Genomic DNA, 20,294 nt, shown 5'->3' with positions numbered 1-20,294 from the left:
GTCTTATAATGAACTTGGCTCCTGCTTTATAATGGGGCCACTGCCCGCCACGTCATTTGTGACAGGCAGTGGCGGCGGTTGGATCGTAAATGGCTGGGTCATGATGGACCGCTCCAGAGTTTGATCAACCGCCGTCTTCCCCAAAGGCCTGAACGGATACGCGTGCAACAAGTCACGTATGACAAGCATAGGATATGGAGAATATGACAGATCATAACATTGGCGTGGACATTTCTAAATCCCATCTGGACGTGTTTCGATTGGAAGACGACATGGCTAAACGCTTCGATAATTCAATCACAGGCTTCCGTGCTCTTATCAGATGGTTGGGCAAGGCGACCCGTGTAGCGAGGGTCGTTTACGAGCCGACAGGATCGTATCACAAAGCCTTTGAAGCGACACTTGGGAAGGTGTTACCATTGGTCAAGGTAAATCCTTTGCAGGCGCGCCGTTTTGCGCAGGCCCATGGTACGAGAGCTAAGACTGATGCAGTCGATGCTCGAATGTTGGCGCTTATGGGCGCGGCATTTAATCTTGAACCACAAGTGCCTCTCCCGAAAGAAGCAATTGACCTCAAAGACTTGCATGTTGCGCGGGCTGGGTTGGTCAAGGATCGCACCAGATTGCGCAACCGTGCTCAAATTCAGGGGTTATCTCTCCTGAAACGCCAAACCAAAGCGCGTCTCACGCTAGTGGAACGCCAGATCGTTGAGTTGGACGCCGAGATAGCAGCGCTGATCCAGGCGCGGGAGAGCACCGCACGTACGCATGATATTTTGCGTTCCATGCCCGGTGTCGGCGCTGTTTCTGCTGCCGCAATATTGACCCTGATGCCCGAACTCGGCACGCTAGATCGCAAACAAGTGGCCAGCCTGGCTGGTCTCGCCCCCATCACACGCCAGTCTGGATTATGGCAGGGCAAAGCGTCCATCGGAAGCGGGCGCAAGCCCTTGCGCGATGCCCTTTACATGCCCGCATTAGTCGCCATGCGCTGGAACCCAGACCTCAAAGCAAAATACGAACACCTACGAGACGTGGGAAAACCCGCCAAGGTCGCAATTGTCGCTATAATGCGGAAGCTAATCGAAATCGCAAATGCACTTGTCAAAGCTAATCGCAAATGGACACCAAAAACCGCTTGATCAAGACGGATACTCTCGACTTACAACAATGACCGCCCGAATATGGGCATCGGCGGCATCACACCCGCACAGAAACTAAAAATGGCCGCGTAAGTTCTACAGCCGCACCCCGTTAAAAATGGGGGGATTACCTCTGGACCTTGTATTTACGTCATAGCGACGCGGCATTTCACTTGCAAAACCTCCGTCTTCACGCCATTGACAATCAACCCGAATTCCATAGGCGCGCCCCGATGACTGACCTCGCACATATCCGCAATTTCTCGATTGTAGCCCACATTGACCACGGCAAGTCCACGCTTGCCGACCGTTTGATCCAAGAGACCAACACCGTGGCCCTGCGCGATATGAAAGCCCAGATGCTCGACAGCATGGATATCGAGCGCGAGCGCGGCATCACCATCAAGGCCAACACCGTGCGCATCGAATACACCGCGCTGAACGGCGAAACCTATATCCTCAACCTGATCGACACCCCCGGTCACGTCGATTTCGCCTACGAAGTCTCGCGCTCCATGCGGGCCGTCGAAGGGTCGCTGCTAGTCGTCGACAGCACCCAAGGCGTCGAGGCGCAGACCCTCGCAAACGTCTATCACGCGCTGGACGCCGACCACGAAATCGTGCCTGTCCTGAACAAAATCGACCTGCCTGCGACCGATTGTGACGCGGTGGCCAAACAAATCGAAGACGTGATCGGCCTTGACGCCTCCGAGGCAATCCGCGTTTCCGCCAAAACCGGCGTCGGCATCATCGAAACCCTCGAAGCCGTGGTGCACCGCCTACCAGCCCCCAAAGGCAACCCCGACGCACCACTGAAAGCAATGCTCGTCGACAGTTGGTACGATAGCTACCTCGGCGTCATCGTGCTTGTGCGGATCATCGACGGCTCTATGAAACGCAACGATCGCCTACGCTTCATGTCCAACGACACCATCCACCAAATCGACAAAATCGGCGTCTTCACCCCGAAAATGAAAGACGTCACCACCCTCGGCCCCGGCGAAATCGGCTTCATCACCGCATCGATCAAACAGGTGCGCGACACACGGGTCGGCGACACGATCACCTCGGAAAAAAAGGGCTGCGAAACCGCACTCCCCGGCTTTAAACCCGCACAACCCGTTGTTTTCTGTGGCCTGTTCCCCGTCGACTCCTCCCTCTTCGAGGACCTGCGCGACGCCATCGACAAACTGGCCCTCAACGACGCCTCCTTCTCCCACGAAATGGAAACCTCCGCCGCCCTCGGCTTCGGCTTCCGCTGCGGCTTTCTCGGCCTGCTGCACCTCGAGGTCATCCGCGACAGGATCGAGCGCGAATATGACATCGACCTGATCACCACCGCCCCCTCGGTCGTCTACCACATCCACATGCGCGACGGGACCATGCAAGAACTGCACAACCCCGCAGACATGCCAGACATGACCCACGTGGACCACATCGAAGAACCGCGGATCAAAGCCACAATTCTCGTCCCCGACGACTACCTCGGCGACGTTCTCAAACTCTGCCAAGACCGGCGCGGCGTGCAACTCGACCTGACCTACGCAGGCGCGCGGGCCATGGTCGTCTACGACCTGCCACTCAACGAAGTGGTCTTCGACTTCTATGATCGCCTGAAATCCGTAACAAAAGGTTACGCCTCGTTCGATTATGTCCTGCAAGGCTACCAAACCGACCAACTTGTCAAAATGACCGTCCTCGTCAACGACGACCCCGTCGACGCGCTCTCGATGATGGTGCACCGCGACCGCGCCGAAGCACGGGGCCGCGCCATGGTCGAAAAACTAAAAGACCTGATTCCGCGCCACATGTTCAAAATCCCGATCCAAGCGGCGATTGGCGGCAAGGTGATTGCCCGCGAAACCCTGTCGGCAATGCGCAAAGACGTGACGGCAAAGTGCTACGGCGGCGACGCCACGCGCAAACGCAAACTGCTGGACAAGCAGAAGGCGGGTAAGAAGAAGATGCGTCAGTTTGGGTCCGTGAATATTCCGCAGGAAGCGTTTATTTCGGCGCTGAAGATGGATAGTTGACCTGCACGTATGGGTTTAGTTAAGTGAAAGCTGTTCCATTTCTAACGGCTTTTCATTTTACAGGATTCCCATGAAAATTTTTCATCAAAATACCATTGCGATTGTCTATGATTTTGACAAAACGCTGTCGCCCAAAGATATGCAAGAGTTTGGTATTTTTGATCATATTGGGGCTGACCCCGCGACCTTTTGGTCTGAAGTTAAGACCGCGCGCCAAGATACTGGCGCGGAAGAGTTGTTGGTATATATGCGTAAGATGATCGATATGGCGCAACACACGGGATCAGGATTTACACAGGGAAAATTGCTCAGTCTTGGGAAAGACATCAAGTTCTTTGACGGTGTGGAGACTTGGTTCGATAGAGTGAATGACTACGTTCATGATTTGACCGGCGACAACTCTGTAAAGGTCGAACACTATATAGTTTCTTCTGGTTTGAAAGACATGATCATGGGTAGTAGGATCGCTGAGAAATTCAAAAGAATTTATGCATGTGAATTTATGTACGAAGGTGGCATTCCAGTTTGGCCTGCTAGAATTGTAACTGATGCAGCTAAGACGCAATACATCTTCCGCATTAACAAAGGTGTTTTAGATCCAGTCGACGGAAAAATTAATGACCATATGCCAGAAGCTGAGCGAGCAGCACCATTTTCAAATATGATGTACATTGGGGATAGTGATACAGACATTCCTAGCATGGCCGTCGTTATGAAGAACGGGGGGCATTCGGTTGCGGTCTATAACCCTGATAAAAAGTGCGATGATAAGCACATGCGAAAAATGGCAAAATTAAAAGATGCGGGCCGAATAGATTTTTATTGTGAAGCTGATTACTCAGAAGGTTCGAAGTTAGAGGCAATGATCTTTAAAACCTTGCAAGTCATTGCCAGTAGAATTCAGCTTCGTAAAGATATTTACGACTTGTAATAGTGCGGAGTGATTGCCGATTTTCCACTTTGGCCGCGCCGAAACCGAGGGGATCGCTTGTGGCTATCGTTCCCCCTGCGCTTCGCGCGCTCGGCCCTAGAAACTGTCCTCGACAGTTTCTTACACGGGCCTCTCCCCACAAAAAAAACGTTTACTCTAAACCCAACTTCCGCCGGCGATACCATTCCCGCGAACTCATCACACTCGCTTCGATGCATGCAGGCCTTCGTCCTCTTCGCTAACCGCGTCGATCTCGGCCTCTTCGCGCGGGCCTAGAACCTCGGCCAGTCTTGCCAGCATAAACGACCGCAGCACTCCGTTCATTTCCGCCTGATATCCGTTCCCGACCTTGCGGTAAAATCGGATTACGTCAGCGTCGATTCGCAGCGATACCTTCTCCTTCTTCGGCACCTCTTTGCGGGCCAGATCGCGCCACTCGATGGGCATCAATGACCCGACCAACGCCGGACTGCGGAACACTAAAATTGTCTCGCGCATCTGATCGACGTAATTGGTGTAATTCGCTTTTTGCTTTGCAGTCATTTTGGCGGACATCTCGGGCTCCTCGGCTGTGAAACCTCACTCTAGCCCCGCAAAATCACCAGGCCGTAACCCCACCGCGCGCAAGACGTCGGCAAGACGCAAAGAAGACGCAAAAAATACCGGCTTTGACCCAAATCAAAGACGGAGTAGATCGTCACGCTAATCTGTCCCGAAACCTTACAGGAGAGACCCATGTTCCAGTTCACAATGTTGCTTTATTCGATCATCGGCACCAGCCTCGCAGGCACCTTTATGATCGGCGCTCTGGTCTCTGGAAACGATACTTTAAAGCCAATCCTGATCGCACTCGTATTGGGTGCTTTACTAGCGATTCCAGTGTCTTACCTGATCGCAAAAGCCATTATGACCAATAAGAAATAGCCGGTTTTACATCGCCAGAAATGCAGTGACAGCCGCCTCGAATTCGCGGGGCTTTTCTGCATGTAACCAATGGCCCGCATCAGGAATTTTGGCAAAACGGGCATTGGGAAACAACTCTTTTGCACGCGGACGGGCGTCCGGCGTCACATAGGTCGATTTCGCCCCCGACAAAAACAAAACCTCCCCCAAAAACGCCCCCGAAATCTCAGGAAATCCAATGATTTTTGGCATCTCTGCGGCCAGAACATCTAAATTCAGCTTCCACTTTTTCTCTTTAATATCAAGCGACTGCAATAAAAACGTATCGACCCCTGCATCCAAACCTACCATCTGCGCCGCGACATCCGCACGGCTCGTCACACCGCTTAAATCCGCCCCGCGCATCGCATCAATCGGCCCCATTTGGCTATGCGCATAAGCCACCGGCGCAATATCCGCGACGATCAGCTTATTCACCTTCTCAGAATGGTTCAGCGCCAAAACCATCGTCGCTTTCCCCCCCATCGAATGCCCCATAACGTCCATGGGTTCCGACATTACTTCAGCCAGATCATCTGCAAGATCGGCGTAAGAATGCGTATCAAACCAAGGGCTTGCGCCGTGGTTTCGCATGTCTACCACCACGACTGGGCGGGTTTCCGACAGGCGTTTGGCAATCACATTCCAATTGCGCGCTGATCCGAACAGACCGTGAGCGATTAATAAAGGGGTGCCCTTGGGGCCATCATAATGAACCGTGTTTAACATGCATCTAACTTACCGCGATGCGTGCAGGAATTGCCAGAGGGATTGAGGGTGACGATTTGGCGTGATTAATGTCCACTATGTCCGGGGATTTATTGCAAAAACAAGTGAATGAGATTCGCTCTCTCATGGAAATGCGCCTGCGTGTGCGCGGTAAAACGCTTGATGCTCAGGTGCGCAAAGCTGGGCGATTGTTGCCACGCAGTATGCGCCGCGATGCGACCTATCTGGCGCAAGCCGCGACGGTGATGAACCATCCGAAACTTGTGCGAATGGTGGACAAAACCAAGGCTAAGCAAGCTCATGGGCGGCTTTTGCGTTTCTTGTTGGCGACTGACCCCAAGGACCGTGCCAAAGGTATGCTTTTAAATCTACTTGGCTCAATGGCATTCATCGCCATTGTTGTTTTTATCGCCGTGGTCTTTGTGATGGTGCAGCGCGAGATCATATAGCGCGATACAAAAAGGCCGCCATAGTTTCCTACAGCGGCCAGTAGTGTAGGACGGGTTTTAACCGATCATCCTAAAGGTTTGGATACATAGGGAAGTTTGCGCACATAGCTTCGACTTCGCTGCGCACTTTTGCTTCTACATCTGCGTTGCCGTCTTCGCCGTTGGCGGCTAGGCCGTCCGTCACTTGCACGATCCAGTCGGCGATCTGGCGGAACTCCGCTTCGCCAAAGCCACGCGTTGTGCCCGCGGGAGAGCCGAGGCGGATGCCGGATGTCACTGTCGGGCTTTCTGGGTCAAACGGGATGCCGTTTTTGTTGCACGTGATATGCGCACGACCCAAAGATTTTTCGGTCGCGTTGCCTTTCACACCCTTAGGGCGCAAATCGACCAGCATCAGGTGGGTATCTGTTCCGCCTGATACGATGTCCAATCCGCCTTTGATCAACTGATCGGCCAAGGCTTGTGCGTTTTTCACAACCTGCTCTTGGTAGGTCTTGAACTCGGGGCGCAGGGCTTCGGCAAAGGCCACGGCCTTGCCTGCGATGACATGCATCAACGGGCCGCCTTGAATACCCGGAAAGATTGCGGAGTTCACTTTCTTGGCGATGACGTCGTTATTTGTCAGGATCATGCCACCGCGCGGCCCGCGCAAGGTTTTATGGGTGGTTGTGGTGGCGACATGGGCGTGCGGGAACGGCGAAGGGTAGAGGCCGGCTGCCACAAGACCTGCAAAATGTGCCATGTCGACAAACAGGTATGCGCCTACGGTATCCGCAATGGCGCGCATGCGTTCAAAGTCGATGATGCGCGGAATGGCCGAACCGCCAGCGATGATCATTTTAGGATTATGTTCTGTCGCCAAAGCTTGCACTTGGTCGTAGTCGAGCAGGTTGTCTTCTTGGCGCACACCGTATTGCACCGCGTTAAACCATTTACCCGATTGATTTGGTTTGGCCCCGTGCGTCAGGTGTCCGCCTGCGTCGAGGGACATGCCAAGGATCGTATCACCTGGCTGAAGCAGGGCTTGGAAGACGCCTTGGTTTGCTTGGGAGCCGGAGTTCGGCTGCACGTTCACAAATTCGCAGCCGAACAATTCTTTGCCGCGCGAGATAGCGAGGTTTTCGGCGACGTCCACATGTTCGCAGCCGCCATAATAGCGCCGGCCTGGGTAGCCTTCGGCGTATTTGTTGGTCATCACGCTGCCTTGGGCTTCCATGACCGCCGCTGAGACGATGTTTTCGGAAGCGATCAGTTCGATCTCGTTTCGCTGGCGGCCGAGTTCGGCACGCATGGCTGCGTGGATCTCAGGGTCGCGGGTTTCGAGTGTTTCGGTGAAAAAGCCTGCATCGCGCACGGTAGCTGTCATAGGAGTGTTCCCTTTAGTCTCAGAATTGCGTTGCGCTTTCATACCTTATGGTTGCCCTGTCCTAAAGCACCAAAACGACTGAGGCGTAGATATGCCCGCCATTGACTGCCGGATTTGTTTCCGATCCGCGCCTTGCGTTTCACGCGTGATCTTGTGACACATGGGGAACCGATAAAGGAATTCTGTTTATGCCGCGCCCCAAGATTGCCTTTACCGCCAGCCCTGTGCCGCTTGCACAGGCAGCTTACGCCGACCTGTCTGCCAAGCACGGCAATGTTGCGATGGACGAGGCGAATGTCATCGTGGCCTTGGGGGGGGACGGGTTTATGCTAGACACGCTGCATGCGACCCGAAATCTGGGAATTCCTGTGTATGGGATGAACCGTGGCACAGTCGGGTTCTTAATGAACGAGTTTCACGCGGAGGATCTGGCCGCGCGTCTGGACGAGGCGGTTGAAGAGGTGTTGAACCCGCTCGCGATGACCGCGTTATGTGTCGATGGTACGATGCATGATACACTGGCGATTAACGAGGTCAGCCTGCTGCGCCAAGGTCCGCAAGCCGCTAAGCTGCGCATAACGGTAGATGGCAAGCAGCGGATGCGCGAGCTGGTCTGTGACGGTGCATTGGTTGCTACGCCAGCGGGCTCTACTGCCTATAATTATTCCGCGCATGGTCCGATTTTACCGATCGGGTCGGATGTTTTGGCGCTGACAGCGGTGGCTGCGTTTCGCCCGCGCCGTTGGCGTGGTGCCTTGTTGCCCAAGGGGGCTGTTGTCCGTTTCGACGTGATTGATCCGGCCAAGCGCCCGGTCATGGCAGACGCTGATGGCAAATCGGTACGCAATGTGTCGAGTGTCGAGATCAGGTCAGAGCCGAACGTGCAGCACCGGATTCTGTTTGATCCGGGCCACGGGTTGGAAGAGCGGTTGATCAGCGAACAGTTTACTTGAGTTTATCGTGCGAAAGCACGTGTTACTTAAATGTATAGTGCGAACGCGCGTGCAAGTAGGGATTTTGTGTCTTTGTCCACGATATCGCTTAGGCTACGAAATTTCAGGTGGCGGCGATGTTTTCCCGTGCCTTCAAGGTGTCCTGACGGATCTTTAAGCGAGGCGCCTTCGGAAAATTCCAGCGAAACATGTGCTTTGTTCTCGAAGATTCCGCCGACAAAGACCTTGTCGTTATCAGGTTCGGTGCAAAAGACCTCACCGCCATATTTGCGTACGAACCGCACGGATGGTGCAATATCACGCACGATATTTTTAACGGTGGTGACGATGTCGGCGGCGTTATCCACGATTAATCCTTTGCGTAGCCCATTGGTTGAAGTGCGGCTTTGATCTCGTCCAGAATTGCGGGATCATCGATGGTCGCGGGCATTTTGAAGGCTTCGCAATCGGCGATTTTGACCATTGTCGCACGCAGGATTTTGCCAGAGCGGGTTTTGGGTAGTCGGTCCACAACTGTGACCAATTTGAAGGCGGCGACGGGGCCGATTTGGTCGCGTACCAGTTTGATGCATTCGGCTTTGATGTCGTCGTCGGATTTTGTCGTGCCTTTGTTGGTGCAGACAAAGCCGAGCGGCAATTGTCCTTTCAGTTCGTCGGTCACGCCAATGACCGCACATTCGGCGACGTCAGGGTGGGCGGCGAGGACTTCTTCCATGCCGCCTGTGGACAGGCGGTGGCCTGCCACGTTGATCACGTCGTCGGTGCGCGCCATGATATAGAGATAGCCGTCGTCGTCGATCATCCCTGCGTCGCCTGTTTCGTAGTAGCCCGGAAAGTGGGACAGGTAGGATTTGATAAACCTGTCTTCGGCGTTCCAGAGCGTTGGCAAGGTGCCGGGGGGCAAGGGCAGTTTGATTGCGATGGCGCCAAGTGTGTTGGCGGGGACTTCGTGGCCTGCTTCATCGAGGATGTGGATGTCATAGCCCGGCATAGCTACGGTGGGGCTGCCGATTTTGACGGGCAGGGCTTCGATGCCTGTAGGGTTTGCCACCATTGGATAGCCGGATTCTGTTTGCCACCAATGGTCGTAGACTGGGACACCCATGATGTTTTGCGCCCATTTAATTGTATCGGGGTCGGCGCGTTCGCCAGCGAGGTAAAGCGCGCGCAGGCAGGAAATGTCGTATTTTTTGATCTCTTCGCCCTTAGGATCTTCGCGCTTGATCGCGCGGAAGGCGGTGGGGGCGGTGAGGAAAGAGCGCACGTTGTGTTCTTCGATGACGCGCCAGAAGGTGCCTGCGTCGGGGGGGCCGATGGGCTTGCCTTCAAATACGATTGTTGTGGCTCCTGCGATGAGGGGGCCGTAGCAGATGTAGGAATGACCCACGACCCAGCCCACATCGGAGGCGGCCCAGAAGACATCGCCTTGGTCGATATTATAGACCGCTTTCATGCTCCAGTTCAGCGCGACAAGGTGGCCTGCGGTGGCGCGAACGACGCCTTTTGGTGCGCCTGTGGTGCCTGAGGTGTACAAAATATAGGCGGGGTGGTCGCCGGAAACAGGGACGCAATCGGCGGGTTTGACTTCTTTTTGGGAGGTGTGCCAATCGAAATCATAGCCGTCTTTCATATCGGCGGCACAACCCTCGCGTTGCAGGATTACCGTGAAATCAGGCTTATGGATGGATTGTGAAATTGCGTCATCAAGCAGCGGTTTGTAGGCGACGATGCGGTTGGGTTCTAGCCCGCAAGAGGCTGCCAATATTGCCTTGGGGGTAAAGTCGTCGATCCGCACAGCGAGTTCATGCGCTGCAAATCCACCAAAGACTACGGAGTGGATCGCGCCTATTCTTGCGCAGGCAAGCATGGCCACCAGCGCCTCTGCAACCATTGGCATATAGATAACGACGCGGTCCCCAGATGTGATGCCTTTGTCGCGCAATACGCCTGCGAGTGAGGCGACCTGCACCAAAAGTTCGGCGTAGCTGGTTTTGGATTTGCGCCCTGTGATTGGACTGTCGTAGATGATGGCCGTTTGGTCGCCGCGCCCCGCTGCGACGTGCCGGTCCACAGCGTTATAGCACGTGTTGACCTGCGCATCCTTGTACCATTCAAAGAGCGGGGCGTTGTCGTCGAATAGAGCTTTGGAGGGGGCTTTATCCCATGCGATTGCTTGCGCTTGCGCCATCCAGAACCCCTCGGGGTTATCTTGCCAGCTTTTATAAACGTCTGAATAGCGCATCGTTATCCTCCCAGAGACTATTTAGGCGAAGGATAGGGAGCGGGATCTGCACGGACAAGCGTGGTTGCGGCGCTAACGGGAATCTTTTGTAAATTAATCAACAGAATGTCGGCTTGATAATAATATTATGCTCGTTCGCACATTTTTATAATATTCGGAAATTTAGATTGCAACCGACAGGATTGCGGGTAGTCTCGAATTTACAGGACGACATCATGCCGCCTCTGCTCATTTGGAGTACATTATCTTGGATAAAAACGGTAAACCGCTCAAAAAGAAACGCCAGCCTGCGCCATTGGCAGCGATGCCCGCGACGCTTGTAAAGGCACCTGTCAAAAAATAGAAATTGCGTCGAAATTGTCGGATTTCAACGTATAAAAGGGACGGGACGGTCCCCATAGACCATCCCGTTTTTTTAAGTGTCTGTGTCGCGTGCGTGGGTTTGCCAGTAGGATTTGACCCATTTTATCGGAAAGAAACCGAATTTTTCAGGCGTGCCCCAGCGTTTGAAATTTGCACCGATCACGTCTTGCGGGTTTGGTGTCCCGTGGAAAATCACGATGTAGCCAGTCGGACGCGGCACGCCGCGGATCAGGTTTACGGGGAAGTGAAACACCAGACTTTTCTTGAAGCTTTCGACCCAGCCTGTGGGCCAGTGGTGCATGTCGGTGGCGTTGCGGTGGATGAGGTTTTGATCGTTGCCGATGCTACGGATCTCGTCGTAAGATTTATGCGCGGCCATTTCGTAGAGGTGGCTCTGGGTACCAGCGACAAAGCCCACGACGGACGAATTGGACAAGAGCGGCTTGCCGAAAAGTTTGGGTAGCAGGCGCGGCAGGGTGTCGGGGATTTCGCGCATGATATGCAGGCCGCCGTCGCGCGCGAGAGTGTCGAAGAACGGCTGGATGTCTTTCACAATCACCACGTCGACGTCCATCATCAGAACGGGCGTGCCTGTCTCGAACAGACCCGGCGCAAAGGCGCAGACCTTAGGCCACATGCCTTTGTGCCAGTCGCTTTTGGCCATGGCGAAAGGCGGAAACCCGATGGTTTCTATTCCCTCTGCCAGCCCTGTTGCGTCGTCTGTCATGCAGACAAAGCGGAACGGGCCGGACATGGTGGCGGTGAGTGCGCGAAACAGGATATTCGTGTATTTGCACGAATATCCTGTGCCCCATTTGAAGCAGAGAATGACGGGCGTGATCATCCGTAATGCGCCACAGGTGTGCCTGCGAGGGCGCACATGTTCAGCAGCCCGCGCGCGGTGATTGACGGTGTGACGATATGGGCGCGGTTGCCCATGCCCATCAGGATTGGCCCGACTTCCAACCCGCCGCCTTTCATTTTCAGGATGTTGCGCACGCCAGACGCTGCGTCGGTATTGGCAAAGATCAAGACGTTTGCGGGGCCGGGCAGGTGGGCATTGGGAAATATCCGTCTGCGCAGTTCGACGTCGAGGGCTGCGTCGACGTGCATTTCGCCCTCGTAGTCGAAATCACGCGGTTGGCTGTCGAGGATTTGCATCGCGCTGCGCATCCGGCGGCCTGTGTCGCAGTCGAGGTTGCCAAACTGGCTATGCGAACAGAGCGCGATTTTCGGGCTGAGGCCAAAGCGGCGCACGTGACGCGCAGCCCCGATGACAGTCTCGGCGATTTGCGCAGGCGTCGGTTCGGGGTTTACTTGGGTATCGGCGATGAACAGCGGGCCGTCTTCGAGAATCATCAACGAAAGGGCGGCGGTAGGGCGTAGGGTTTCGGTGCCGAGAATCTGGCTGACGTAGTTCAGGTGCCACAGAAATTGGCCGAATGTGCCGCAGATCAGACTGTCGGCCTCGCCGCGTTGCACCATTACCGCGCCGATTGCAGTGGTGTTGGTGCGCATGATTGCCTTGGCCAGATCGGGGGTCACGCCTTTGCGGGCCATGATGTCGTGGTAGGTGTTCCAGTAGTCGAAATAGCGCGGATCGTTTTCGGGGTTCACGATTTGGAAATCGATATTGGGACGGATTTTCAGACCCGCGCGCTCGCAGCGCCGCTCAATGACGTCGGGACGGCCAATCAGGATCGGTTGGTCGGTGGTTTCTTCGATGATCGCTTGGGCGGCGCGCAAGACGCGCTCGTCCTCGCCTTCGGAGAACACGATATTGCGTTCGGCTTTGCGTGCGGCCTCAAAGACGGGGCGCATGATCATAGCGGATTTAAAGACCGAGCCGTCGAGCTTTGTCTTATAGGCTTCGAGGTCGGCGATGGGGCGGGTGGCGACGCCTGTCTCGATTGCGGCTTTTGCAACGGCGCCTGCGACGACGCCCATCAGGCGTGGATCAAAGGGTTTCGGGATCAGGTAGTCGACACCAAATGTGAGTTTTTCGCCAGAGTAGGCGGCGGCGGCTTCGGCGCTGGTCGTCATGCGCGCGAGTTCGGCGATGCCTTCGACGCAGGCAATTTTCATCTCGTCGTTGATATCGGTAGCACCGACGTCGAGCGCGCCCCGGAAGATGAACGGGAAGCACAGCACGTTGTTGACTTGGTTTGGAAAATCCGAACGGCCGGTGGCGATGATCGCGCGCGGGTTCACGGCGCGCGCGGCCTCCGGATCGATCTCGGGGCTCGGGTTGGCAAGGGCAAAGATGATCGGGATGTCGGTCATTTTAGCGACCATGTCGGGTTTTAAAACGCCGGGGCCGGAGAGGCCAAGGAACAGGTCCGCGCCGTCGATCACATCGCTAAGGGTCGCCGCAGTGGTGCCTTGCGCGTAATCGGCTTTTTGCGGGGTCATGTCCTTTTCGCGGCCATTATAGACGAGGCCCTCGATATCACATAGCCACACGTTTTCGCGTTTCACCCCAAGTTTGAGCAACATGTTCAAACAGGCGATGCCCGCCGCACCGCCGCCTGTGGAGACGATTTTGATGTCTTCGAATTTCTTGCCAGCCACGCGCAGGGCGTTGGTGGCTGCGGCACCCACAACAATGGCGGTGCCGTGTTGATCGTCATGGAACACAGGGATATTCATGCGTTCGCGGCAAATTTTCTCCACGATAAAGCAATCGGGGGCTTTGATGTCTTCGAGATTGATTGCGCCGAATGTTGGTTCGAGGCTGCAAACGATTTCGGCGAGTTTCACGGGGTCGGACTCGTTGAGTTCGATATCAAAACAGTCGATGTTTGCGAATTTTTTGAAGAGGACCGCTTTGCCCTCCATTACCGGTTTTGAAGCCAGTGCGCCGATGTTGCCAAGGCCCAGAACCGCAGTCCCGTTGGTCACAACGCCGACCAAGTTGCCGCGAATGGTATAGTCGCGTGCGGTGGCAGGGTCGGCTTTGATTTCCAAGCAGGCATCGGCGACGCCTGGGGAGTAGGCAAGCGAGAGGTCGCGCCCGTTCGCCAGAGGTTTTGTTGCACGAATTTCCAGTTTTCCGGGTTTAGGGAGTTGGTGGTAATCAAGTGCCGCTTGTGTTGCGCTGTCGCGGATATCGTCAGCCATTTTGCTCTCTCCGGTCATTATAGTTTAATGTTAAACTATTAGTATATTTTTTGGTGGTGTGTCGAATGCTATCAATAAACACGGATGGCAGTGTCTTGCAAATTTTGAGTATGGGGTCGCGTTATTTTTGAACGGCGTTTGTGACGGCGCGGTGTTTTGCACCACACAGGCCGCGGGGACGATCTGTTTACATTGGAAACTGCCGGTCAGTCGGATCATTTCGTTAAGGCCTGCGTCGTTGCGGGGCACTGTGTTTGCGTTGCTTGACGCCGATAACAATCCTGTTCACCATTCAATCTGGTTTCGAGGCAACGAGCAAGGATATCACGCGGATGGGCAGCAGATGACATTAGAGAGCGAGATGCGCGCCGAAGTGCGCTTGGCGACGACGGATTTGCGTGGTGATATCGGGTTTTTCACCAAGATTTTGGCGATGCGGATGGATATGATTTATCCCGCTGATGACCCGCAGGTGGCGGTGGTTTCGGGGCATGGGCTACGTGTGCGATTAATGGCGCAGATGGTTGGCGCGGCGGGGGATTTGTGCATTTGTACGGATGATCCTGATTTTGCGCAGGGTCAAACGGCGCTGGTGTCGCCCGGTGGCACACAGATTGTTGTGGAGCCGTTGAACCCGCCGCTGGTCATGCCGGAAACTGACCATGCATTTGTTGTCAAACGCTTAGCGGATCAGGCACCTTGGGTAATTGGCCGTGCGGGAATGCATTATCGTGATTTGATCCCGAACCGTTTGGGCGGGTCAATTATTGCCAGTCACATCCGGATCCCTGACGGTGGGCCTGTGCCGGATATGGTGCATTTTCACCGTGTCGGGTTTCAGCTAATCTATTGTTATCGTGGTTGGGTTGATGTGGTTTATGAGGATCAGGGGCCGCCGATCCGCCTGACGGCGGGTGATTGTTTTATCCAGCCGCCCGAGATCAGGCATCGTGTTTTGGAGGCATCAGAAGGGATCGAGGTCATCGAAATCGGGGTGCCTGCCGAGCATATTACCGAGATTGACCATGTGATGCAGTTGCCGACGCCTGATTTGCACCCAGACCGCGAATGGCAGGGGCAGAAGTTTGTGTTTAATGAAGGGGCCAAGGCCGCGTGGGAACCGTTTCGTTTAGCGGGATTTGAGGCGCGGGATACGACGATTGCCGCAAATACCAAAGCGGTTGCGGGGGTGCAGGTGGTGCGGCGCGGGCAGGGCGACCCTGTTTGGGCGAAGCATGATGCGGATATTCATTTTACCTTTGTGCTGGAGGGGACGATGATGTTGGAAGGCGAGGGCAAGGAACCGTATCAGCTGACTGCGGGTGATGCTTTTGTGATCCCGCCGCAGATGTTGACGCGCTATGCGCAGGCCAGTGCCGATCTGGAATTGCTAGAAGTGTCGTTGCCGGGTGTATTTGCCACTGAAGGCTGACTTGCATTAAACTGACCAAACGGTCAAACTTGGCCCAACTCAGGAGTGATCAATGACCTTGTTAAATGCCGCTCGCGCTGTGCGCGAAAATGCCTATGCCCCGTATTCAAAGTTCAAGGTTGGGGCGGCCCTGCGGTCGACATCCGGCGCGGTTCATGTGGGGTGCAATGTTGAAAATGTAGCCTATCCAGAGGGCACATGTGCCGAGGCGGGCGCGATTGCCGCGATGATTGCGGCGGGTGATACCAAGATTGCCGAGGTCGCGGTGATTGCCGATAGCCCGACGCCTGTGAGCCCTTGCGGTGGGTGTCGCCAGAAGATTGCCGAATTTGCGGATGGGGATGTGATGGTGACGATGCATACGGTGGACGGGCTGGTGTTGGAAACGACGATCAAGGCTTTGCTGCCTGCTGGCTTTGGTGCCGATCAGATGAGCCGCGTTTAAGGGATGGATGCGCGCGCGATCATTGCCAAGATCCGGCGTGAAGAAACGCCAAGCGATGTTGAGCTGGCATGGTTTACCAACGGGTTAGCGACGGGTGCTGTGTCGGACGCGCAGGCGGGGGCTTTTGCGATGGCGGTCTGTTTGAACGGGCTGTCGGACGCGGGGCGGATCGCGTTGACCTGTGGGATGCGTGATAGTGGCGATGTGTTACAGTGGGACTTTGACGGGCCTGTTTTGGACAAGCACTCGACAGGTGGTGTGGGTGATCCTGTGTCGCTTTTGCTCGCCCCTGCTTTGGCGGCCTGTGGTGTTTTTGTGCCGATGATTTCGGGGCGCGGGTTGGGGCATACCGGCGGGACGCTGGATAAACTAGAGGCCATTCCGGGCGTGAAAACCGATGTGACACCTGCAAAGTTGCGCCAGATTTTGCGCAAGACCGGCTGTGCGATTGTGGGGGCATCGGGGAAAATTGCGCCTGCCGACAAGCGGCTTTATGCGGTGCGCGATGTGACGGGGACGGTGGACAGTATTGACCTTATTACGGCGTCTATTCTGTCAAAGAAGTTGGCAGCGGGTCTGCAAGGGCTGGTTTTAGATGTGAAAGTTGGCTCTGGCGCGTTTATGAAAACCGAGGCTGAAGCGGTGGCACTCGCGCGAGCATTGGTTGACGTGGCGAATGGGGCGGGGTGCCGCACGGCGGCGTTGGTCACGGATATGGACGAGCCGTTGGCGCCTGCGCTGGGCAATGCTTTGGAGGTTGCGGTCTGCATGGAGGTGTTGTCGGGCAATGTGGCAGCGGCGCCGCGTTTGCATGAGTTGACGGTGGCTTTGGGCGCGAGGGTGTTAGCGTTGCACGGTCAGGATGAGGACAAAGCCGCGGATAAACTGCGCGAGGCGATGGCTTCGGGGGGCGCGATGACGCGTTTTGCGCAGATGATTGCCTTGATGGGCGGACCGCCTGATATGGCCGACGACTGGCGCACGCATTTGCCCAAAGCCCGCGTTGAGGGGGAGGTTGGTGCGCTGAAGGCGGGCTATATTACCGCGATTGATGGTGAGGCTTTGGGCCTTGCAGTGGTCAATTTGGGTGGCGGTCGGCGGGTCGAGACCGACAGGATTAATTCAGCGGTTGGGTTGTCGAATATGATCCCGCTGGGCGCGAAGGTGGCGCAAAACCAACCCCTTTGCACGATCCACGCGGCGACCGAAGCAGACGCGGAAGTCGCGGCGCAGGCGGTGTTGGCAGCGATCACAATTGGTGAAAAACCGGTGTTAAAGCCGTTGATCCGCCAAAGGATATCGTGATGGCGCGTGTGTTCTTGGTTGTGATTGACAGTGTGGGTATTGGCGGCGCGCCTGATGCTGCCGGTTTCTATAACGGCGATGTGCCTGATACGGGCGCGAATACAGTCGGGCATATTGCGCGGACCGTTGGATTGCATGTGCCGACGCTCGACGGCTTGGGGTTGGGGGCGGCTGTGCGGTTGGCCTCTGGTTTGGCGGCCCCCGGTTTGAATGCCACACCGACGGGCGCGTGGGGTGCGGCGACGGAAGTGTCCAACGGCAAGGACACGCCGTCGGGGCATTGGGAATTGGCGGGGGTGCCCGTTCCGTGGGAGTGGCATACCTTTCCAAAGGCCGAGCCCGCGTTTTCGCAAGAGTTGACGGCGCTGATTTGCGAGTTGGCGGGGACTGAGGGGATTTTGGCAAATCGCCATGCGTCTGGCACGGAGGTTTTGGACGCTGAGGGGCCGGCGCATCTACAAAATGGCTGGCCGATTTGTTATACTTCGGCGGATTCTGTGTTGCAGATTGCGGCGCATGAAGAGGTGTTTGGTCGCGAGCGCTTGATGACGTTATGTGCGGATTTGGCGCCCACGTTGCACGCAATGAAGGTGGGTCGTGTGATTGCCCGCCCGTTTGTGGGCAGTGTCGAGGCGGGGTTCGAGCGCACCGAGTATCGGCGTGATTTTGCGATTGCGCCGCCCTCGGACACCATTTGTGATGTGGTGCATCGGGCGGGACATTCTGTGCATGCCATTGGAAAGATTGGTGATATTTTTTCAATGCGGGGCATTGATGATGTGCGCAAGGGGCGTGATGTTGCCCTGATGGGACATTTGGGTGATCTGGTGGATGAGGCCGCAGACGGTGCGTTTGTCTTTGCTAATTTTGTCGAGTTCGATAGCGAGTTCGGGCACCGGCGCGATGTCACTGGCTATGCGGGGCATTTGCAGTGGTTTGACGGCGAGTTGGGGCGTATTTTACCGCGATTGCGCGGGGATGATTTACTGATCGTCACGGCGGATCACGGCAATGATCCCACGTGGATTGGCACGGATCATACTCGCGAAAGGGTGCCTGTACTGGTACATGGGATTGGGGTAAAACAACTTGGTCACGTGGCTTTTGTGGATGTGGCCGCGTCAGTGGCGGCCCATCTGAACATTGCGTATTCTGGTAAAGGACACAGCTTTCTATGACGTTTCAGAACATTCCAAAGGTCGAATTGCATTTGCATTTTGAAGGGGCCGCACCGCCCAAATTCATCGCTGGATTGGCGAAGGAAAAGAACATCGATATCTCGCGGATTTTTGACGAGAATGGTGATTATGCCTATCAGGGCTTCGAAGAGTTTCTAAGTGTTTACGAGGCGGCGTGTCAGCCGTTGACGGGCCCTGAAGAATTTTACCGACTGACCTTGGCTGTGTTGGAAGAGACGGCCAAACATGGTGTGGTTTACGCGGAAACTTTTGTGTCGCCTGACTTCTGTGGCGGCGGCGAGGTAGGCCCGTGGCGTGAATATCTGGATGCGATTACCCGCGCTGCTTATGAGGCTGAGCGCGATATGGGAATTACGTTGCGCGGGATTGTGACCGCTATTCGTCATTTCGGGCCTGATCAGGCCAAGACAGCGGCGCGCTGTGCGGCTGAGACCAAAGGCGATTTTATTGTTGGGTTTGGCATGGCGGGTGCAGAGATGGTCGGGCGGCCCAAGGACTATGCTTATAGTTTTGACATGGCGCGTGAGGCGGGGTTGGAGTTGACCTGTCACGCGGGCGAATGGGGCGGGCCTGATATGGTGGCCGATACAATCCGTGATTTGGGCGTGAGCCGTATCGGGCATGGGATTAATGCCGTGCAGGACCCGAAACTGATGGCAGAAATTGTCGAGAAAAGCATCGTGTTGGAAGTCTGTCCCGGATCGAATGTGGTGCTGGGCGCGGTGCCTGATTGGGAAAGTCATCCGATTGCCAAGTTGCGCGATGCGGGTGTGGCGATTACTGTGTCGACTGACGATCCGCCGTTTTTCCATACTACAATGACCTACGAATACGAGATGTTGGCCAAGACGTTTGGCTGGGGTCCTGATGATTTTGCCGTGTTGAACCAGACGGCCTTGAAGGCCGCATATTGTGACGACGCGACCCGTATGAAGATATCTAAGAAACTGGAGCCTGCCCAATGACCGACCACTTGACCCATGTAACCCATCCGCTAGTGCAACATAAACTGACGCTGATGCGCGATAAGGACACGTCGACGGCGTTGTTCCGTCAATTGTTGCGCGAGATTAGCCAGCTTTTGGCTTATGAGGTCACGCGCGGTTTGCCGATGACAACCCGCAGGATCGAAACACCAATGCAGCCAATGGATGCACCGGTGATTGATGGTAAAAAGCTGGCCTTGGTGTCGATTTTGCGTGCGGGCAATGGGTTGCTGGACGGTATTTTGGAGTTGATCCCCTCGGCGCGTGTTGGCTTTGTCGGGTTGTACCGCGACGAGGAAACGCTGCAACCTGTGCAGTATTATTTCAAGGTGCCGACCGAGTTGGAGGATCGTTTAGTCATTGCAGTTGATCCGATGTTGGCGACAGGCAATTCGTCGGTTGCTGCAATTGATTTGCTGAAGGATGCAGGGGCGAAAAACATCCTGTTCTTGTGTTTGCTTGCTTCGCCCGAAGGAATTGCGCGCATGAAGGAGGCTCATCCTGATGTGCCGATCGTCACCGCAGCAGTGGATAGTCACATCGATGAGGCTGGATATATTGTTCCGGGGCTAGGGGATGCGGGTGACCGGATGTTCGGCACTAAATAGAGGCTGTTTTTGCGGTGATTTGACTGACAATGGCTTTACAAAAAGGTCA

At 55.3% G+C, this 20,294-nt stretch carries 19 protein-coding genes; 12 read left to right on the top strand and 7 right to left on the bottom strand.

What is annotated here, in order from left to right; genetic code table 11:
- The first annotated feature begins 203 nt into the window (after positions 1-203).
- The 3 genes from ACXLHR_RS08770 (at position 204) to ACXLHR_RS08760 (ending at position 4,106) form a co-directional block, all read left to right on the top strand.
- Entirely contained in the window at positions 204-1,142 is a 939-nt protein-coding gene (locus ACXLHR_RS08770) for an IS110 family RNA-guided transposase (RefSeq protein ID WP_458789636.1), read from the top strand.
- Positions 1,143-1,375: 233 nt separating this feature from the next.
- Positions 1,376-3,175 carry a translation elongation factor 4 gene (gene lepA, locus ACXLHR_RS08765; RefSeq protein WP_458791085.1) on the top strand — a complete coding sequence of 600 codons (1,800 nt, stop codon included), beginning with the start codon at positions 1,376-1,378 and terminating at the stop codon, positions 3,173-3,175.
- A gap of 70 nt (positions 3,176-3,245) precedes the next feature.
- Positions 3,246-4,106 carry an HAD family hydrolase gene (locus ACXLHR_RS08760; RefSeq protein WP_458791084.1) on the top strand — a complete coding sequence of 287 codons (861 nt, stop codon included), beginning with the start codon at positions 3,246-3,248 and terminating at the stop codon, positions 4,104-4,106.
- 198 nt (positions 4,107-4,304) lie between these two features.
- Here the strand turns inward: ACXLHR_RS08760 and ACXLHR_RS08755 are convergent, their stop codons facing one another.
- Positions 4,305-4,661, bottom strand: a complete 357-nt coding sequence (locus tag ACXLHR_RS08755; protein ID WP_458791083.1) for a BrnA antitoxin family protein — start codon at positions 4,659-4,661, stop codon at positions 4,305-4,307.
- 180 nt (positions 4,662-4,841) lie between these two features.
- Between ACXLHR_RS08755 and ACXLHR_RS08750 the strand changes: the two genes are divergently transcribed.
- The gene (locus ACXLHR_RS08750) at positions 4,842-5,030 is read left to right on the top strand and encodes a CTP synthetase (protein WP_458791082.1); all 189 of its coding nucleotides are present in this window, start codon (positions 4,842-4,844) and stop codon (positions 5,028-5,030) included.
- A gap of 6 nt (positions 5,031-5,036) precedes the next feature.
- On the opposite strand, the gene ACXLHR_RS08745 is transcribed toward ACXLHR_RS08750, so the two are convergent.
- Positions 5,037-5,777, bottom strand: coding sequence for an alpha/beta fold hydrolase (locus ACXLHR_RS08745; protein ID WP_458791081.1), 741 nt, complete (start codon positions 5,775-5,777; stop codon positions 5,037-5,039).
- A gap of 125 nt (positions 5,778-5,902) precedes the next feature.
- On the opposite strand from ACXLHR_RS08745, the gene ACXLHR_RS08740 reads away from it, so the two are divergent.
- The gene (locus ACXLHR_RS08740) at positions 5,903-6,226 is read left to right on the top strand and encodes a hypothetical protein (RefSeq protein WP_458791080.1); all 324 of its coding nucleotides are present in this window, start codon (positions 5,903-5,905) and stop codon (positions 6,224-6,226) included.
- Between the two features lie 70 nt (positions 6,227-6,296).
- Here the strand turns inward: ACXLHR_RS08740 and glyA are convergent, their stop codons facing one another.
- Positions 6,297-7,592 carry a serine hydroxymethyltransferase gene (gene glyA, locus ACXLHR_RS08735; protein ID WP_458791079.1) on the bottom strand — a complete coding sequence of 432 codons (1,296 nt, stop codon included), beginning with the start codon at positions 7,590-7,592 and terminating at the stop codon, positions 6,297-6,299.
- Between the two features lie 188 nt (positions 7,593-7,780).
- Here glyA and ACXLHR_RS08730 point away from each other — a divergent pair, with 188 nt between their 5' ends.
- Positions 7,781-8,545 carry an NAD kinase gene (locus tag ACXLHR_RS08730; RefSeq protein WP_458791078.1) on the top strand — a complete coding sequence of 255 codons (765 nt, stop codon included), beginning with the start codon at positions 7,781-7,783 and terminating at the stop codon, positions 8,543-8,545.
- 26 nt (positions 8,546-8,571) lie between these two features.
- Here ACXLHR_RS08730 and ACXLHR_RS08725 read toward each other — a convergent pair whose 3' ends face one another.
- From ACXLHR_RS08725 to ACXLHR_RS08710, 4 genes are all read right to left on the bottom strand, one after another.
- Entirely contained in the window at positions 8,572-8,892 is a 321-nt protein-coding gene (locus tag ACXLHR_RS08725) for a DUF1801 domain-containing protein (RefSeq protein ID WP_458791077.1), read from the bottom strand.
- A gap of 2 nt (positions 8,893-8,894) precedes the next feature.
- Positions 8,895-10,787 (bottom strand): propionyl-CoA synthetase, encoded by a 1,893-nt coding sequence (locus ACXLHR_RS08720; protein ID WP_458791076.1) that lies wholly within the window; start codon positions 10,785-10,787, stop codon positions 8,895-8,897.
- Positions 10,788-11,202: 415 nt separating this feature from the next.
- Entirely contained in the window at positions 11,203-11,994 is a 792-nt protein-coding gene (locus ACXLHR_RS08715; protein ID WP_458791075.1) for a hypothetical protein, read from the bottom strand.
- The gene (locus tag ACXLHR_RS08710; protein ID WP_458791074.1) at positions 11,991-14,270 is read right to left on the bottom strand and encodes an NADP-dependent malic enzyme; all 2,280 of its coding nucleotides are present in this window, start codon (positions 14,268-14,270) and stop codon (positions 11,991-11,993) included. The genes ACXLHR_RS08715 and ACXLHR_RS08710 overlap by 4 nt, the downstream gene beginning before the upstream one ends.
- A 343-nt stretch (positions 14,271-14,613) precedes the next feature.
- Here ACXLHR_RS08710 and ACXLHR_RS08705 point away from each other — a divergent pair, with 343 nt between their 5' ends.
- The 6 genes from ACXLHR_RS08705 to upp are packed head-to-tail and all read left to right on the top strand — an operon-like array spanning position 14,614 to position 20,245.
- Positions 14,614-15,702 carry a cupin domain-containing protein gene (locus ACXLHR_RS08705; RefSeq protein ID WP_458792508.1) on the top strand — a complete coding sequence of 363 codons (1,089 nt, stop codon included), beginning with the start codon at positions 14,614-14,616 and terminating at the stop codon, positions 15,700-15,702.
- A gap of 52 nt (positions 15,703-15,754) precedes the next feature.
- A complete protein-coding gene (locus ACXLHR_RS08700) occupies positions 15,755-16,147 on the top strand; it encodes a cytidine deaminase (protein WP_458791073.1) in 393 nt (130 codons plus the stop codon).
- 3 nt (positions 16,148-16,150) lie between these two features.
- Positions 16,151-17,452, top strand: coding sequence for a thymidine phosphorylase (locus tag ACXLHR_RS08695; RefSeq protein ID WP_458791072.1), 1,302 nt, complete (start codon positions 16,151-16,153; stop codon positions 17,450-17,452).
- Positions 17,452-18,630 (top strand): phosphopentomutase, encoded by a 1,179-nt coding sequence (locus tag ACXLHR_RS08690; protein ID WP_458791071.1) that lies wholly within the window; start codon positions 17,452-17,454, stop codon positions 18,628-18,630. Before ACXLHR_RS08695 ends, ACXLHR_RS08690 begins: the two co-directional genes overlap by 1 nt.
- Positions 18,627-19,616 carry an adenosine deaminase gene (locus ACXLHR_RS08685; protein ID WP_458791070.1) on the top strand — a complete coding sequence of 330 codons (990 nt, stop codon included), beginning with the start codon at positions 18,627-18,629 and terminating at the stop codon, positions 19,614-19,616. The genes ACXLHR_RS08690 and ACXLHR_RS08685 overlap by 4 nt, the downstream gene beginning before the upstream one ends.
- A complete protein-coding gene (upp, locus tag ACXLHR_RS08680; RefSeq protein ID WP_458791069.1) occupies positions 19,613-20,245 on the top strand; it encodes a uracil phosphoribosyltransferase in 633 nt (210 codons plus the stop codon). The genes ACXLHR_RS08685 and upp overlap by 4 nt, the downstream gene beginning before the upstream one ends.
- Positions 20,246-20,294 lie beyond the last annotated feature (49 nt).

The organism is Yoonia sp. MH D7, assembly GCF_054439475.1.
Note: the sequence above shows the minus strand (reverse complement) of the source record. Positions and strands in the feature narration are given on the sequence as shown.